Genomic DNA, 14,049 nt, shown 5'->3' with positions numbered 1-14,049 from the left:
CTCACTGCGGCGAGCGCTGCCTGAACAGCAGGACTCTGGTGACAGTCGTGACCCCGGCCAGGTCGGGCGGGGTGAGGTCGACGGCGGCGGCCCGCATGCCCGCGGCGCGCAGCCGGGCGACGACAGTGTCGTGATCGACGGCTTCGGACAGCGGGGACGGGTCGTCCCCGCCGTCCTGCCGTCCCGACAGGGTGAAACCGTCGAGAGCGGGAGCCGCGGGCAGGCACGGGCCGGTCGCCCAGCCCGTCGGGGACCCGGCGATCTGGCGTGCGCCCGCGACGGCGAGCAACGCGTGCTCCGCCGCGTCGAGCCACGTGCGGCCCGCCCGGGCGACGAGTTCCGTGCCCGCGCCGTCCCGCACAACCACGATCGCGACCGGCACGACACCGCGAGCCAGGTGGAACGCGACCGAGCGGCCGTCCTCGCGCACCGCCCGCGCGAGCATGGCCAGGCGCTTGAGCTGCTGCGGATCGCCGTCGACCGCCGACAGGTCGTCCACCGGGACGGCCCGGATGTCGTCTCTCGCGACCGCCGCGATCGTGTACGCGCCCACCGCCCCGAGCAGCGCCCTGGACAGGGCCGTCTCCGGGGTGCTCCCGGCCGCCACTCCGACGAGATCAGGCTCGAACCGGGCGTCCTTGCGATCCCAGGGGCCCGCGAGAACGGCGGCACGGGGAACGGCGAGCGAACCCGAGCCGGCCAGATCCGTCGCCGCCACCAGAGGGTCGCGGAGGAGCGGGGCGCCGCCCAGCCAGCTCTGTAACCGGCCGGCCTCGACGACCTCGGCGTCCGGCCGGGCCGGAGCGAGGAGGCCGCCGCATCGGCGCTGCGCGTTGACGGCGTACCGCAGCGCCGCCTCTTCGAGGGCCGCCACCCTGGCCTCGAGCAGAGTCTCCGAACCGAACGCGACGATCGGCGCGGGGTCGGCGGCCGGCGCGATCAGCGCGGAGACCTTGACGGGGACCTGGGAGAGGGCGTCGTCGTCGAACCCGCGCATGATGCCGACCGTGTCGGCGACCACGTGCGCGAAACGCTGGTAGGCGCGCTCGACCGGGGACACGTCGGCACCGTCCGGCTCGTCGAGGGGAACCCGGGCCACCGGCGCCTGAGGCGAGGCGGGATGGGCGACGACGTGCTCGATCCCGACGGTCAGGCGATCGGGATCGACGACCACGACGGCGTCGGCGATGTCGGAGGCGATGCTTTCGGTGAGCGCCTTGAACACCTCGAAACCGGCGATGCTGACGGCGATGGACACCGCGGCGCCGGGGAGCGCCGCCGGCGGGGCGGCCGCGGCGGCGCCCGCCACCGCCGCCTGCCACACGTCCGCGCTGCCCGGAATCGCGTTGTCGCTCATGCGCAGCACGGCCGAATAGACGCACGCGCTTTCGCGGTTCCCGCGCTGCCACGGGCCGAGGACCAGGCGGTCTCCGACGCGTACCAGAGGGACGAACGCCGCCCCCGTCGCGCGGGCGCGGTCGGCCAGGCCGAAGAGCGCGGACGACGGTCGATCCGCGGCGATCAGGCACACGACGTCGGCGCCGCTCGGGGCCACGGCGGAGACGTCGCCGGCCGTGTCGATCAGGACCGCACCCCCGGGGGCGCTGCCGACACCGTTGGCGGTCAACGCGTCCGCCAGCGCCGTCGCGTGGGCCGGATCCTCGCAGACCACCAGAACCCGCGCGGTCGCGGCGCGGAGGAAGCCCGTGCCGTCGTCGCCGTGGTGTTCGAGCAGGGCGATCTGACCGGAGAACCGGGCCCTGAGCTCAGGGTCCACGACGGCGCCGCCCTCGGGCACGTCGGTGATGACCCCGCGGGAGGCCAGCGTGACGATCAGAGACCTGACGCTGTCCGCGTGCGCCGGGGGCAGCCCGGCCAGGAGGTCGCTCAGCCGCGTGGAGCCGTCGAGATGCGGCAGCAACGCCGACAGGTAGCGGTAGGCCCCCGCGCCCCTGATGACGAAGCCGTCACCGTGCCCGCGAACGTACACACCGTCCCGGGTCTCGAGGAACGCCATGTCGGTACGCATCCGCGGACGGACGACTGCGGGGATCTGGGTTGTCAAGACGGCCTCCCGGATGAGGTACTCGGCGTCACGTGATGTCACGGCGGCGGATCAGGACGGTCGCGACCGCGATTCCGGCGGCGGTGTAGGCGAGCAGCACGGCGCAGGCGACCGGCCCGCTCACGTACGCCGCCACTCCCACGGCTCCCCCCCTCGCTCAGGGAGGGCACGCCCAGGGCGGCGACCAGGGAGCCGCTGGTGGGTCCCAGCAGGATCACGCGAACGGGTTCCAGCGCCGGAACGACCCCGGCGAGGCCGGACAGCGCGTTCTCCAGGCCGAGCGTCCACACGAGCCCCACGGCGAGGGCCGTGCCGACGCCCCGGAAGATCACCCCCAGCGCGGCGCCGAGGCTCAGCCAGGCCACGGAGATGAACACCGCGACGCCGAGAGACGCGGCGACCGCGGAGAGGGCCGGCCAGGTGAGCGGCCGCCCCTCGACCGACGCGATCACGACGGAGGTCACCATCGACGCCGCGAGAGCCGCGGCCGCGATGACGACCACCGCGGCGGCGCCCACCAGGACCTTCGCGATGACGACCTGGGCTCTGCCGGGCCCCTGGGCCAACCGGGCCGGCCACGTCCCCCAGCGGTATTCCGCACCGGTGACGAGCACACCGAGAATCAGCATGATCGCCCCGCCGAACATGGGATAGCTGCCGACCGCGGTGGTGTGGGCGGCGGAGGGCAGCAGCATCTCCAGCAGCGCGACCCGGTCCGCCGTCTTCGCCGGGTCGAGCGTGGCGTACACGATGTAGGGGACGCCGAAGCCGAAACCCACCACCAGCACGATCCAGGTGCAGCCGACCACGAACGGCGCCAGGCGCCTGCGCAGCAGAAGCGCCTCGGAGGCCAGTGCGTTCCTCATGTGCCGCTCCCCGCTGAGTGGTCTCCGGTGAGCGCGAAGAACACGTCCTCGAGCGACCGGCGCTCACGCCGTACCTCGTGGATCTCGACTCCCGCCTCCACCAGCGCCCGGACCAGCCCGGGGACGCCGTCCCCGTCCAGCTCCAGCCGCACGTGCGGATCGCCGGCGTCTCCGGCCCGGACGGCTTTCGACCAGGCGTCGTTCGACTTCAGGACTTTCTCCGCCAGGTCCATCGGCTGGGCCCGGACGATGACGGTCCTCGACCCGGACCGCGACAGCAGCGCCGAGACCGAGTCCTCCGCCACGACCGCACCCTTGTCCAGCACCACGACGCGGTCGCAGACGTGCTGGATCTCGCCGAGCAGGTGGGACGAGAGCAGAACGGTGGCCGAGCCGGCCAGGTCGCGGATCAGCGAGCGCATGGAGGCCGTGCCCTCGGGGTCGAGGCCGTTCGTCGGCTCGTCCAGGATGAGCAGCGACGGGTCGCCGAGCAGCGCGCCCGCGACACCCAGGCGCTGCCTCATGCCGAGGGAGTAACCGGTGACGCGGCGGTCGGCGGCGCCGTCCAGGTCCACGGCCCGCAGCACCCGGACGACCTCCGCGTCGGGCAGCCCGCGTGCCCGGGCGAGCACCTGCAGGTTCACGCGCCCCGACAGGTGCGGCACGAACGCCGGCGACTCGATCAGCGCGCCGATCCTGCGCAGCGTCCGCGGGTCACCCGGCGGCCGGCCGAGGACCTGCACGGTGCCCGCGTCGCCGCGGACGAGACCGACCAGGATCCGCATCAGGGTCGTCTTCCCCGCGCCGTTCGGGCCGAGGAGACCGTAGACCTGTCCGGGATCGATCCGCAGAGTCACTCCGCGCACCGCCCGGACCGTGCCGAACGTCTTCGTCACGCTCTGGAGCTCGACGACCGGCGGGGTGGCCCCGATGGAGTCGGGCCCCGAGGCGACTTCCTGGTGAAGCGTCATGGTCGCCGCGCGCTTCGCAGGGTCATGTCAACGTCCCATTCCTCGGAATCAGGCCCGGCATCGGGCCTGACGCATCGGGCCCGACAGATGATCGGCTGAGGCACATGATTCGCCCAGATGCTCCCGGCCTGCTCCCGGCCTGCTCCCCTTGTTCTCCTCGTTCGCTCCCCGCGCGCTCCCCTCCGGCTCAACCCAGAGCGAGCGTCACCGATCGCACAGCGCGCCAAGCTGCGGTACGACGACACGCTGGGCAAGCACGTGGACGGGTTTCCGGCCGAGAGCGCGGACCGGGTTACGCCAACGGCCGCAGCGGCTACGGGCCACCCTGCACGGGCCGATGCGTCGGCCGAAGAGCTGGAGGCGACCAAGCAGACCGTGCCGCAGTGGACGAGCCGGCTGTTACCGACCGGCCAAAGGTGCCCGCGGCCTTGGTGCACTCCCTGGAGTCAGGGCCGCGCGGCGGTGGTCAGGATTCGCCCGCAGGGTCACTTCACCAGCCGGCCGGCTTGACCAGGCCGGAGTCGTAGGACAGGACGACCGCCTGGGCGCGGCTGGCGAGCCCCAGCTTGGCCATGAGCCGGTTGAGGTGTGTTTTGACCGTGCCCTCGCTGACCGATAGGCGCTGGGCGATCTCCTTGTTGGACAGCGCGTGGCCGACAAGGCGCAGTACCTCGGTCTCACGGGTGGTCAGACGGTCGAGCTCCGGGGGAGGGGCGGCCGCCGGCGGGTTGACGAAGGCCTCGATCAACCGTCTGGTGGCGGTGGGCGCGAGCAGGATGTCGCCCGAGGCGACCGTGTGAATCGCGGCGATGAGGCGCTCTGGCGGAGTGTCCTTGAGCAGGAAACCTCCCGCGCCCAGCCGCAGCGCGTTGTAGACGTACTCGTCCAGGTCGAAGGTGGTCAGGATGAGGACCTTGGGCGCGGGCGGCTCGGCGGCGGCCAGGATCCGTTCGGTGGCATGGAGTCCATCCATCCCCGGCATCCGGATGTCCATGAGAACGACCTCGGGCCGGAGCGTGGCGGCGAGCCGTACCGCTTCCTCGCCGTCGGCGGCCTCGCCCACCACCGTCAGTCCCGCCGCGCGCAGGAGGGCCGCCAGGCCGGCACGGATGAGCACCTGATCGTCGACCACCAGCACGCTGATCATGGACCTGCTTCACTCGACCTCGCCGGGTGGGGCAGCGGGAAGATCGTCAGCACCTCGAAGCCGCCTTGCGGCAACGGGCTCGCCTTGATCGTGCCCTGATAGAGCTTGACACGCTCGGTCATGCCGATCAAGCCGTTACCGCCAGATCCCGGTGCCGGCCACACAGAGGCGGCGCCGGAGCCGTCATCGGTGACGCGTACGGTGAGCGTGGACCAGCCGTACGTGATCCCCACCTCCACCCGGGCGGGCCCGGCATGCTTGAGCACGTTGGTCAGCGACTCCTGGACGATCCGGTAGGCGCACACCTCCAGTCCGGGCGGCAACGGCCGCGCCGCGCCCTCGACGATCATCTCGACGGACAGGCCCGCCGCACGGAGCCGCTCCGCGAGGGCGTCGAGGTCCCTCAGCCCCGGCGCGGCGGCGTACAGCCCCTCGTCCTCCTCGTGCGCCTCGATCCGAAGGATCGACAGCAGGCGCCGTAACTCGTTGAGTGCCTCATGGCTGGTGTCCGCGATGACGCCCAGCGTCGCATGCGCCGTGGGGGGATGGGACAGAGCGACGAAGCGGCCGAGACCGGCCTGCACCGAGATCACGGACATGTGATGGGCCACGACATCGTGCAGCTCGCGGGCGATCCGCAGGCGTTCCCGGGTGACGGCTCGGTTGGCGGCGGCGTCCTGCTCCCTGCGGAGCTGCTCGGCGAGCTCGGCGAGCTGCCTGGTGCGCTCGGACAGCAGCCGCACGCTGAGGCCCGCGCCCACCGTACAGGCCGCCATGAGGAGCGACTGCCCGAGCGCCGACAGCAGGGCGACGGTGGCCTGGAGCGCCGATCCGTGCGTCCACGCGGGCACCACCCACGCGACACCTACCAGGTCGGCCTTCCAGGAGCGGTGGACGGCGACCGAGTAGAGGGCCACCATCATGCCGATGCTGTTGAGGCCCGCGTGGTAGCCCTGCATGTGGTAAACGAGCGACGCGACCGTGACGATCGCCAGGACGGACAGCGGCGCGCGCCTGCGCAGCGCCAGCGGCCCGTTCGCGAGCAAGGTCAGCATCATGGCCGGCAGGTCGACGGGGCGTCCCATGTCGGGTCCGTAAAGCTCCCACAGCCAGGTGACGACGACCAGGGAGGAAGCCAGGGCGCTGTCGAGGACCAGGGGGCTGAGCGAGGACAGCCGCCGGAGGCCCGGCGCGGCGCTGAGGGGCATCCGTCAGGCTAACTCCGAAACCGGCCGGGGCGCATCAATCCCGAGACATACCACGGGAGTTGCAGTCGACCACCTTTTGAATGGGCCCCTCGAACGATGGTGCTTTCCGGGATGACGGGAGGGCGACCCCGCTCATTCATATCGGCCGGTCGCCGCTCATATGGCCGGGCGGTACAGCGGGCAGGCCAACCGGTGTGTGCTGCCGGTGTCCTCTGTGACTTCCGCAGCAGACGGGAATATTCGCTCAACCCGGGGTGAAGGCGGAAACGACGAAAAAGCGTACAGACGATTCCAACCGCGGGTTGACGCCGTCGTGCGGGTCTCTCCCTAGGCTTCATGGCGTCGCTCTGTTTTCCACGAGAGCTCTGAAAGGAGAGACTCCTCGTCACACTCACGTCGATACTCACCTCGGGCGTATTCGCGGTGGGAAGTATACGCCCACGAAAAGAATCCGGTGTGTTTCTTCTGAGTACGATCAGCAACCGTTCATGACCGAAAGGAAAAGGATATGAAGACGATGATGAAGATCAGTGTCGCGGTGGCGGCAGGTGTGTTCTCGATAACGCCGGTGAGCACATCGAATGCCGCGGCGCAGAGCTTCACCACCCCGGCCGCGGCTGTCGACGCCTCGATGAACTCCGCGGGCGGCCGGACTCTGTCCCTTGCGGCCTCTGCGGCCGCTCGCTGCTCGTGGGGGGCCAATCCGCCCTACTTGAGCGGTGGTACGGTCAACGCCAGCGTCTGGTCATCCAGTTGCCCGGGGGGGTTCCGCTACACGGGCGTTCTCCAGCGTAAACGGTGGTACGGGTGGCAGGATCTGGCCAGCAAATCCTGGTACGGCAGTATGGGATTCTCCCTTAGCAAGGGATGTAAAGCCGGCACGACCTTCACCTACCGCAGCTATGTGGTCGATGGTGTGGGAACCCACAAGTTCAGCGCCCAGCGCCGCTTCAAGTGCCGCTGACCCGGGCGTGATCGTGCAATAGCCTGCGATGGGCCCTTGACCGGCCAGATCCCCTCCGTGAGCTCGCGGAAATCCGCAGGCGGTGGTTCGGTTCCCGAAGGGTGACATTGATCGGTGGCTGACGGCCGGTGCCGCGGATGCCCTCCGACGCTCCTCGGGTAAGCGATCAGGCCTACGCTTGGACGTAGCCTTCCGACTGTCTTGCCGACATCGGAGGTTGTGAGGCCCCCGCCCTGCGGGGGCTTCACTCGTCTTCGGGATCAACCGGAATAACCTCACCGCACCTTTTCTCCTCCAATCCCGACAGAATTGACTTTGAAGGAGCTATCGGTTAATGGACTATTTGAGAGGAAGCCTGGCGATGTCAACCGTGGCAAGGTCGATGAGGAACGCCTGCTTGTGTGGATCGTCCCAGTCATCGCACTCGGCGGCGTCAATGAGAGTCCATGTACCCCATTCGAGGAGCATGTAGCGAAGCGCCGTAGGCCACAATGCGATCTCGTTATCGGTGAGCTCGACATGGCGACGGTATGCTCCCAGGAACGCCGCCCATTCACCGCTGGTAAAAAGCCGAGGCGGAGAGCCGGCCGATTCATAGTGGAACAGCAGTGCGGACAGCGCCAGATCCAGCAACCTCGGCGCATATTCGGCATTGTCGGGGTCGATCAGGACGGGCCCGTCCTCGGCATACACCAGATTGTTCGCCTTGAAGTCCATGGAGACCACGGCTCTGGGAAGGTCCGCGTCGCGCACCGGCGGCAGCGTCTCGGTCATGAAGGACACAAGCCATGGGGACATCCTGGACAGCACCACGTCGAGGAGGTCAGGCGTGTACTTACCCAGCACGCGCTGCAGGCCGGTCACATCCTCCTCGACCGAGGCCGCGTCGTGGTCAGGCCAGGGAAACCGTGGCATGTCCTCGTCGGGCACCTGAGCTGAGTGAACACGACCGAGGAGATCGCCGGCCGCAGTGATGTCGGCCGTTGATCCGTCATAGGGACGGCCTTCGACCCACGGATAGGCCACCCATACCCGGTCGCCGATCTCCGCCGGGTTCTCCATGGAGAGCGGAAGCGGGGTCACCGCTTGCACGTCCTGCGCGACAAGGGCGCGGAGCCAGCGGGAGATCGCGGCAGCAGCGGTCACGGGGCCTGTCGTCCGTTTGACGACGGCCTTCATCCCGCCTGTTCGAATAGGAAAGACCGGGGCGTAGAGATAGCATGACTCATCTGGTCGGTCACCTTCCGTGATGGAAAAATGCTCGAACACGTCGGGGTAATCGCGCGCCTGTTCATATGCCATGCTCTTTGCTCCGAGTTAATAGCCGCTGAATGGTGTGAACGTTGACACTTCAAGTCGTGTTCTGGGAATGTATGGCCGAATATTAGCCGATGGGATGGTCGTGCGCTTCGGGGGGTGGGTGAGCCCGCCTGGGTATAGCGCAGAACTCGGCCGATTATCTTTGGTCTGGCCCGGTCGGGCTGTATCTGCTCTGGGTGGGAACCTGGCGTGTTCTGCGATAACGCTGCGGGGTCAACGAATTCAGTCGCCGTTCTGTCCCCCCTCCTGCCGGTGAATTTCCGGCCCGGCCTGGTTCTCGCTCCCATCGCGGGAGCCTGCGAATCGGCCGGGCCGATCGACCCATTGGCCCGCGCCAGGCGCTCTTCTCCGGCGAACGCGGCGACGATCTTGGGCTAGGCCAGCCAGCGCGCCGCCTCCACCACGCCCTCCACGGCACCCACGACGCACAGGTGCCAGAGACTGAGATGCCCATTCGAGTCGAAGCGGGTGGCCGCGATCGCTGCAATCGCGCCGTCACGCCAGAGCGACTTCGGCGATATCCGATCGACAGTTGTCGACCGTGCTGGTGCTTGTCGCCGGTGGTGCGAGCCCGAATGGTGGGCGCGGCGCTGAAAGGGTGCAGCGGCGGCAGCCTGGGTCCTGCTCGTCGTGTACTTGGCCCGCGCGGGGTGGCGTACCCGGTGAAACACCGGCAATCCGGCGTCCTAGCCGTACCGGCAACCTCGGTGTCCCTGAGCCACACCGGCAATCCTGCCGGCGCCACGCGCGACCGAGGCATTCGCTGACCGCTACTGCGCAGACGCCCCACCCGCGCCCGCCGCCAACTTGTGGAGTCGGCAGCGACGACGCCGACACCAGAGACGCCGACATGAGGGGCCTCGACTCCAGAGATGCCGACACCGGACACGCCGACACCGGACACGCCGACACTGGACACGCCGACACCGGACACGCCGACACTGGACACGCCGACACTGGACACGCCGACACCGGACACGCCGACACTGGACACGCCGACACTGGACACGCCGACATCAGAGGCGCTGGCCTTGGCGCGCCCTCTCCGGCCACGAATGCCCACAAGCGGAATGCCGTCCACAGCGCTGACAAATAGTGCAAGTGTGATTACTTAGAGTTGCTTATCGAACGCGTGAGCGATATCCTCGCAGAGGGTCGACCGTCAGACGGGGAAGGGAGGTGCGAAGAGATGATGCTTTCGGGTGGTGTGCTGTTGTCGCGCCGGTCGGAGGACGCTCCTCCGTCCCGGCCGTCCGACGCGCCTGCGCCGTCCCCGCGGCGGCGCGGGTCCAGGCGGCACATGCCGTTCATCGGATCCGGTCGCTTCTCTGGTGACTCCTACGGGGCGGTGCTTCTCGACCGTGCTCGCAGTGCCGGGCTCCTCGATCACGTTGGCGGCTCCGGCGGCCGCGAAGGAGCCGCTCATCCCGCCCCACACGACCCGGCCCACCCTGACGAGCGAGCTGCGCGGCGTGGTCAGCCGGACGCCACGGCGCGCTCTGACGGGCGAGATGGGCAACGCGGCGAGCCGAGCAAGACGTCGTGGCCAGGCAGCGTGGCCTGGGGTCAGAGGTTGCCCGCGATGTCCTGGGCGCGGCGGCTGCTGGGCCTCCCGGACGCGCCAGAAGACCAGAAGCCTGACGGCGGCGGAGGGCTGTCAGATCCAGCGCGATCGCCGATCGCGCCCGCTCCCGCTCCCGCAGAGCCCACCTGGTCCCGCGCGGAGACGGCCGACCCAAGGGAAGAGGCCAACGGCGGGGACGAGCTACTGCGGCCCGGGCACGACCGTGGTGACCTGTCGGCCTGGGACGGGATCTGGCAAGGCCGCCGCCCCACCCACGACAAGCCGTCCGCGAACCGTCCCCTGCGTGCTGACCGGGATGATCGGCAGCGGAACGGCTCCGGCCGACAGGACGCGGATGGGCAAGGCCGGCACCGCTTGGGCGAGGCTCAGCTGGGCGTGGGCCGCATCTGCCAGGACGAGCAGCGTCCGGGCCGCGCCCCGCAGGACACAGACGCACAGGGATCAGGTCGGCGTGGCGGTGACCGGCGGGCCGGTGGCGATGCTGCCGCCGATGGCCGGGGCGCTACCACCGACCGCCCGGACACTGACGGCCAGGGCATCGGCGGTGATGGGCAGGACGGTGCGGGCCGGGATGCTGCTGGTGGTGATAGCCGGGTAGCGGACTGGCCCAACCTGAACCTGGCCGGACGCGACGTCATCGACCTGCTCGCCCGTGCCGAGCGGCTGGCCGCGGCTGCAGGGAAGGTGTCGGGCGAAGCCAAGACCGGGGCTGGAGCCGAGACCGAGACTGGCACTGGGGCCGGTGCCGGTGTTAACGCCGGTGCCGAGGTTGAGGTGGTGATGGCGGAGATCGTCGCGTTGGCGCGGGCGATCGATCTGGCCGAAGCCGCGATCGCCGCCCGCCTCCCGATAGCCGAAGCGGGTAAAGGTCACTATCTGTTCGGGCGGCGGTCGATCGGAGCATGGCTGGCAGCGGCCACCGGGTCACGCACCGCCCGCGCAGGGGAACGTGTCACACTCTCGCGGCAGCTGCCGCGCCTGCCCCGCACCGCTGGTCTGTTCGCCTCGGGCCGTCTGTCCTACGGGTATGCGGCGACGATCGCGTCCGCCACCCGGCATCTGGATGACGCCGAGACCGAGCTGGCGGAGCCGATCCTGGTGGAGTTGGCGCAGGCGTCGGCGTCGACGGTGGAGGACGTGGCCCGCGCCGGTCAGACCATCATCGAGACGATCGACCCGGATGGGAGGCTGGCGCGGGCGGCGGCCAAGACCGAACGTCAGCACCTGACGATCTCCGACACCGCCGATGGGATGGGCCGCCTGCGCGGGCTGCTCGACCCCGAGCTGAAGATGCAGCTGAAAACCTGGCTGGAACCGCTGGCAGTCAAAACCGACAGCACCGACCTGCGCAACCACGGCCGCCGCATGGCCGACGCCCTCGCCATCCGCCTATCGCAGGGCGGGCGGCGGACCGTGATGCACGTGTCGGTGACCGAGCAGACCCTGACCGGCCAATCGGAGGAGCCGGCCTTTCTGGAGGACGGCACGGCTATCCCGGCCGAGGATGCGCGGCGGATGGCCTACACCGCTGAACTACGGCGGGTGCTCCGCGACGCGGACGGCATCGTGAAGGACTTCGGGCGGGCACGCCGGCTGGCCTCAGCCGACCAGCGGGAAGCGATCCTGGCCACGTACCGGACCTGCTGCCGTGAAGGCTGCGACGTCCCCGCCTACCTGGCCGAGATCGACCACATCGAACCCTGGTACCCGACCGGCCGCACCGACCTGGACAACCTCGCACCGTTGTGCGCCGCGGACAACAAGTGGAAGTCCCGCCACCCCGACCGGGTAGAAGTGATCAATCAGGGCGACGGGACCGTCTCGATGCGCTTCCACCGGTATTCCAAGCTCCGCCCCCGACGCTGGACCGACAGACAGTGACCAACGGCCACTGAACAACGACCCGCGACCCGCGAGCCACGAACGGTGAGCAGCGGGCCGCGTCCGGCGAACGGCGAACGGCGAACGGCGAACGGCGACCCATGATCGGTGATCGGCGAGCCGTGACCCGCCAGCCGTGATTGGCGAGGTTGATCGCGGCGGCCACCCGATGATCCGGCCCCTCCCGCGGGCCGGCCCCGCAGCATGCCCGAACTCCATGCGCCGGGGCCCCACACGCCAAAGTTCCACACGCCGGGGCGTTCGCGTGCGGAACCCCCACATGCCTGAACTCCACATCAATGATGCGGGCCTAGAGCTTCGGGAGAACTCCGACGGGACGTCGGGCGGATCCAACGGGAGAACCTCCGGGCAGAGCACCGAGAGGACCTGTGGGACGAACTCCGAAGGCGTCCCGGGGAAGAGCGCGGGGCGATGTCCGCGAGGAAGTCCGGGCGGAGCCTCGGGAAGGATCCCTGAGGTGCCGGTCCGGTTGCTCCGCGCTCGGCGTCGCCTACGCCCTGTGGGAGGAGCGGCTGCTGGACCCGGCGTACGCCGGGCTGACGCTCAGCGGGCAGGTGCCCATGCCACCGCTACAGCAGAGGCCGCCGCAGGTGGGGCAGCCACGGGGCGGCCTCCATCCAGGATCCCGTCCCTGGCCTGGACGTTGATCATCGAGTGGGGGCAGCGAACGGGAACCGCACGGCGGCCTCGGGTCTCCGTGGGCCGGTAGCGGTCCACGTCATTCCGTACCGTGCGGCTGCTGCGCTACCTCTGCGTGACTACGGTTTGGTCAGCCGGTCTTGGTGGTGAAGGGGCCGCCGTCGCCGAACGCGAGCCGCGCGAAGTTCTCGGCGATGCGGCGGTGCCCTGCGGGATCAGGGTGGACCTCGTCGGGCAGCGGGAGTTCGGCGTAGTCGGTCTCGCCGTACAGGTCACGGCCGTCGAGGTGGTGCAGGTTCGGGTCGTCGGCCGCCCGCTGCTTGACGATTCGGGCGAGTTCGTCGCGGATGATGTTGAGTGTCAGGCGCCCGGCGGCACGTTCGGCTGGATCGCCCGTGGCCTTGAAGCGCAAGGTCCCGCCGTCGAAGTCGGGCGCGAGGGGGCCGGGGGTGTCCTCCTGGACCGGGCACAGGATGGGGGACACGACCAGCAGCGGCGTGGTCGGATGCCCCTCGCGGATGGTGTCCAGGAAGCCGTGGAACGCAGGGGTGAAGGCGCGCAGGCGCATCGCGTCGGTGTTGACGACGTTGATGCCGATCTTGAGGCTGATCAGGTCCGCGGGGGTGTCCCGCATCGCGCGGGCGGTGAACGGGTCGAGCAGCGCGCTGCCGCCGAACCCCAGGTTGACCAGCTCCACTCCGCCCTGGGCCGCGGCCAGGGCGGGCCAGATGGCGGTCGGGTGGGCGGCGTTCGAGCCGTGGCTGATGGAACTGCCGTGGTGCAGCCACACCCTGCGCCCGCTGTCCGGCGCCGGCTCGACCGGGGCGTCGGTGCGCAGGGCGATCAGCTCGGTGATCTCCGTATGTGGAAGCCAGATCTCGACGTCCTTGTCACCCGCCGGCAGATCAATGAATCGGGCGGTGCCGGCGGGCCCCTCGCGTAGCTCGACGGACTGGGCGGTCATGTCGATCATGCGGACATGGCCGCCGGTCACCGTGGCCTGGGCAGCGAGACGGCCATCGACCAGCAGGTCGTACACGCCGTCCGCCGGGGCCGGGAGACCTCGGTAGGCCCTCTTGGTGGGGAGCGTGTCCAGTTCGATGGCGGTGGCCCGGGTGCGGAAGGCCAACCGCACGCCGGAGGGCTGGGCCTCGGCCATGGCCAGTTGGTCGTCGGGGATCTGGCGGCGAGCCCGCGCGGGCAGCCGATGCGGCAGCAGGCCGTGCGCCGTGCGTTCCAGGTCGAGGAAACCGCGCAGGAGGTCTGCGGTGACAGGTGTGGTGATCCAGTCGTGCTCAGCGTTCATTGGCCTCGGCCTGTTCATCAAGATTTCTGGATTGTTCAGATGCGCCGGCGCGCGGTGCGGCGGACCGCCTCCGGCG

At 69.7% G+C, this 14,049-nt stretch carries 11 protein-coding genes; 3 read left to right on the top strand and 8 right to left on the bottom strand.

Translation table 11 applies throughout. From position 1 onward, the window contains the following. Position 1 precedes the first annotated feature (1 nt). From ACQP1V_RS25455 to ACQP1V_RS25435, 5 genes are all read right to left on the bottom strand, one after another. Positions 2–2,065, bottom strand: coding sequence for a YcaO-like family protein (locus ACQP1V_RS25455; RefSeq protein WP_433412389.1), 2,064 nt, complete (start codon positions 2,063–2,065; stop codon positions 2–4). A 38-nt stretch (positions 2,066–2,103) separates the two neighbouring features. Continuing rightward, the gene (locus ACQP1V_RS25450) at positions 2,104–2,931 is read right to left on the bottom strand and encodes an ABC transporter permease subunit (protein ID WP_433412387.1); all 828 of its coding nucleotides are present in this window, start codon (positions 2,929–2,931) and stop codon (positions 2,104–2,106) included. Continuing rightward, positions 2,928–3,902 carry an ABC transporter ATP-binding protein gene (locus tag ACQP1V_RS25445; protein ID WP_433412385.1) on the bottom strand — a complete coding sequence of 325 codons (975 nt, stop codon included), beginning with the start codon at positions 3,900–3,902 and terminating at the stop codon, positions 2,928–2,930. The genes ACQP1V_RS25450 and ACQP1V_RS25445 overlap by 4 nt, the downstream gene beginning before the upstream one ends. Before the next feature lie 490 nt (positions 3,903–4,392). Further along, positions 4,393–5,049 (bottom strand): response regulator, encoded by a 657-nt coding sequence (locus ACQP1V_RS25440; protein ID WP_433213458.1) that lies wholly within the window; start codon positions 5,047–5,049, stop codon positions 4,393–4,395. Continuing rightward, positions 5,046–6,257, bottom strand: a complete 1,212-nt coding sequence (locus tag ACQP1V_RS25435; protein ID WP_433412383.1) for a sensor histidine kinase — start codon at positions 6,255–6,257, stop codon at positions 5,046–5,048. Before ACQP1V_RS25435 ends, ACQP1V_RS25440 begins: the two co-directional genes overlap by 4 nt. Before the next feature lie 508 nt (positions 6,258–6,765). Here ACQP1V_RS25435 and ACQP1V_RS25430 point away from each other — a divergent pair. Then, positions 6,766–7,221, top strand: a complete 456-nt coding sequence (locus tag ACQP1V_RS25430) for a hypothetical protein (protein ID WP_433412381.1) — start codon at positions 6,766–6,768, stop codon at positions 7,219–7,221. Positions 7,222–7,560: 339 nt separating this feature from the next. Here the strand turns inward: ACQP1V_RS25430 and ACQP1V_RS25425 are convergent, their stop codons facing one another. Then, on the bottom strand, positions 7,561–8,523 hold the full coding sequence (locus tag ACQP1V_RS25425; RefSeq protein WP_433412380.1) for a phosphotransferase: 963 nt from the start codon (positions 8,521–8,523) through the stop codon (positions 7,561–7,563). A 513-nt stretch (positions 8,524–9,036) separates the two neighbouring features. Then, a complete protein-coding gene (locus ACQP1V_RS25420) occupies positions 9,037–9,558 on the bottom strand; it encodes a Cys-every-fifth RiPP peptide CefA (protein WP_433425935.1) in 522 nt (173 codons plus the stop codon). A gap of 851 nt (positions 9,559–10,409) precedes the next feature. On the opposite strand from ACQP1V_RS25420, the gene ACQP1V_RS25415 reads away from it, so the two are divergent. Beyond that, positions 10,410–10,724 carry a hypothetical protein gene (locus ACQP1V_RS25415; RefSeq protein WP_433412378.1) on the top strand — a complete coding sequence of 105 codons (315 nt, stop codon included), beginning with the start codon at positions 10,410–10,412 and terminating at the stop codon, positions 10,722–10,724. A gap of 182 nt (positions 10,725–10,906) precedes the next feature. Next, on the top strand, positions 10,907–12,007 hold the full coding sequence (locus tag ACQP1V_RS25410; RefSeq protein ID WP_433412376.1) for a DUF222 domain-containing protein: 1,101 nt from the start codon (positions 10,907–10,909) through the stop codon (positions 12,005–12,007). 790 nt (positions 12,008–12,797) lie between these two features. On the opposite strand, the gene ACQP1V_RS25405 is transcribed toward ACQP1V_RS25410, so the two are convergent. Continuing rightward, the gene (locus ACQP1V_RS25405) at positions 12,798–13,973 is read right to left on the bottom strand and encodes a GDSL-type esterase/lipase family protein (protein WP_433412374.1); all 1,176 of its coding nucleotides are present in this window, start codon (positions 13,971–13,973) and stop codon (positions 12,798–12,800) included. Positions 13,974–14,049: the final 76 nt, after the last annotated feature.

Origin of the sequence: Microtetraspora malaysiensis, from assembly GCF_050947145.1 — a bacterium.
Lineage (GTDB): Bacteria > Actinomycetota > Actinomycetes > Streptosporangiales > Streptosporangiaceae > Microtetraspora_A > Microtetraspora_A malaysiensis.
The sequence above is the reverse complement of the archived record's forward strand: the minus strand, read 5'-3'. Positions and strand labels throughout refer to the sequence as shown.

Excerpts from the sequence above, each read along its gene's own strand:
- ACQP1V_RS25405 (WP_433412374.1), bottom strand. The coding sequence starts at position 13,973 with ATGAACGCTGAGCACGACTGGATCACCACACCTGTCACCGCAGACCTC.
- ACQP1V_RS25450 (WP_433412387.1), bottom strand. The coding sequence starts at position 2,931 with ATGAGGAACGCACTGGCCTCCGAGGCGCTTCTGCTGCGCAGGCGCCTG.
- ACQP1V_RS25425 (WP_433412380.1), bottom strand. The coding sequence starts at position 8,523 with ATGGCATATGAACAGGCGCGCGATTACCCCGACGTGTTCGAGCATTTT.
- ACQP1V_RS25445 (WP_433412385.1), bottom strand. The coding sequence starts at position 3,902 with ATGACGCTTCACCAGGAAGTCGCCTCGGGGCCCGACTCCATCGGGGCC.
- ACQP1V_RS25435 (WP_433412383.1), bottom strand. The coding sequence starts at position 6,257 with ATGCCCCTCAGCGCCGCGCCGGGCCTCCGGCGGCTGTCCTCGCTCAGC.
- ACQP1V_RS25410 (WP_433412376.1), top strand. The coding sequence starts at position 10,907 with ATGGCGGAGATCGTCGCGTTGGCGCGGGCGATCGATCTGGCCGAAGCC.
- ACQP1V_RS25430 (WP_433412381.1), top strand. The coding sequence starts at position 6,766 with ATGAAGACGATGATGAAGATCAGTGTCGCGGTGGCGGCAGGTGTGTTC.
- ACQP1V_RS25440 (WP_433213458.1), bottom strand. The coding sequence starts at position 5,049 with ATGATCAGCGTGCTGGTGGTCGACGATCAGGTGCTCATCCGTGCCGGC.
- ACQP1V_RS25420 (WP_433425935.1), bottom strand. The coding sequence starts at position 9,558 with ATGTCGGCGTGTCCAGTGTCGGCGTGTCCAGTGTCGGCGTGTCCGGTG.